The sequence below is a fragment of the Bacillus sp. P4_D3 genome (assembly GCF_056401855.1).
Genome location: NZ_JBFUIN010000900.1, coordinates 1 through 1,110, shown reverse-complemented (window position 1 = coordinate 1,110; position 1,110 = coordinate 1). Strand labels below are relative to the sequence as shown.

The following is a 1,110-nucleotide window of genomic DNA, read 5'->3' as shown; positions in this document are numbered from 1 at the left end:
GTTTTAAATATGGCGATGGTTCAGAAGGAAGATGTTATGAAAAAAATGGATCAAATGTTAAGTTCTCTCGATTTGCTGGAAATGAATATTGGGATTAGAATGAATCATGCATTAAAGGGTAAAGGTGAAAAAATATGCAATAAGATAGAAATAACAGAAATGCATATAGAACATATGGAAAATAAATTAGTGCATCACGAAGAAAAAGGGAGCTGGGTAAAAACATTTCAAAACGTCGTAGTGAGTGCATAATAAGGTGGGAACAAAATGGGATATGAAGCATTAATCCAGTCCTCGGAGAAGTTAATGCAGTATAATGATGAAGCGAATGTGAAAAAAAGAGAAATGGCTGAATATGATTTTTATAAGGATATGAAGCCATTTGTTGATATTGTAGATGCGGAGTTAGAGATGTGGAAAGAATTAGCTTATAGGTGGATAAAGGAAGAACGACCTAAGTATATACATGTACAACAAATTGATCAAGTTTATGATAATTTACAAACTAATGTGCTACAATGTTTTGTTAATAAGGGAAAAGGTAAACGTTTCTTTGAAACTCATCAGGCTATTGCGTATACTTTGCAAAATATCGTAGATCAATGTAAGTAACAAGAGGGAAAACCCTCTTGTTTTTTTATGCCTCTGTCACTGTTGTAGGTTTTGTTGCACCGTTTATTTCTAACTCTCGTATTAATGTTCGGTAATCTGATATGCATACTTTTCCTTCAAGATAACAATGTCTCGCAAAGTCTAACAGTTCATTCGAATTTTCTGTGTAATACCCCTTTTTTTGAGAAAACGCTTGTTTTAAATCCCCTAATACCATGTTGATTCCTCCCCAATRAGAATCTTCTTCCTTATTATCATAGCATGGAAGGGTTTACTTTCTAATTTTTTTAAAAATTTAAACTTCCGACAAAAACAGACAGATACTCCGTCACACATTTTATTTTATAGATACATATTCTATATGTAGAAACTTATGCGAAGGAGGAGAGAATGCATGTTTCAACAACCTAATGTATATCAGCAAACAAATCCATATGCACAGCAAAATATGTACCAATATAATGAGGATACATATTTACGATATAATATGTATCCTTT

At 32.4% G+C, this 1,110-nt stretch carries 3 protein-coding genes and 1 pseudogene; 3 read left to right on the top strand and 1 reads right to left on the bottom strand.

Annotated elements, in window-relative coordinates:
- Positions 1 to 9 precede the first annotated feature (9 nt).
- Both AC1DTM_RS27805 and AC1DTM_RS27800 read left to right on the top strand, forming a co-directional pair.
- On the top strand, positions 10 to 252 hold the full coding sequence (locus AC1DTM_RS27805; RefSeq protein ID WP_002158558.1) for a hypothetical protein: 243 nt from the start codon (positions 10 to 12) through the stop codon (positions 250 to 252).
- Between the two features lie 15 nt (positions 253 to 267).
- On the top strand, positions 268 to 612 hold the full coding sequence (locus AC1DTM_RS27800; protein WP_016104342.1) for a YppE family protein: 345 nt from the start codon (positions 268 to 270) through the stop codon (positions 610 to 612).
- A gap of 25 nt (positions 613 to 637) precedes the next feature.
- Here AC1DTM_RS27800 and AC1DTM_RS27795 read toward each other — a convergent pair whose 3' ends face one another.
- The gene (locus AC1DTM_RS27795; RefSeq protein ID WP_002030817.1) at positions 638 to 829 is read right to left on the bottom strand and encodes a YppF family protein; all 192 of its coding nucleotides are present in this window, start codon (positions 827 to 829) and stop codon (positions 638 to 640) included.
- A gap of 177 nt (positions 830 to 1,006) precedes the next feature.
- Between AC1DTM_RS27795 and AC1DTM_RS27790 the strand changes: the two are divergent.
- Positions 1,007 to 1,110 (top strand): annotated as a pseudogene (locus AC1DTM_RS27790) (YppG family protein); the annotation flags it as partial.

Excerpts from the sequence above, each read along its gene's own strand:
- AC1DTM_RS27805 (WP_002158558.1), top strand. The coding sequence starts at position 10 with ATGGCGATGGTTCAGAAGGAAGATGTTATGAAAAAAATGGATCAAATG.
- AC1DTM_RS27795 (WP_002030817.1), bottom strand. The coding sequence starts at position 829 with ATGGTATTAGGGGATTTAAAACAAGCGTTTTCTCAAAAAAAGGGGTAT.
- AC1DTM_RS27800 (WP_016104342.1), top strand. The coding sequence starts at position 268 with ATGGGATATGAAGCATTAATCCAGTCCTCGGAGAAGTTAATGCAGTAT.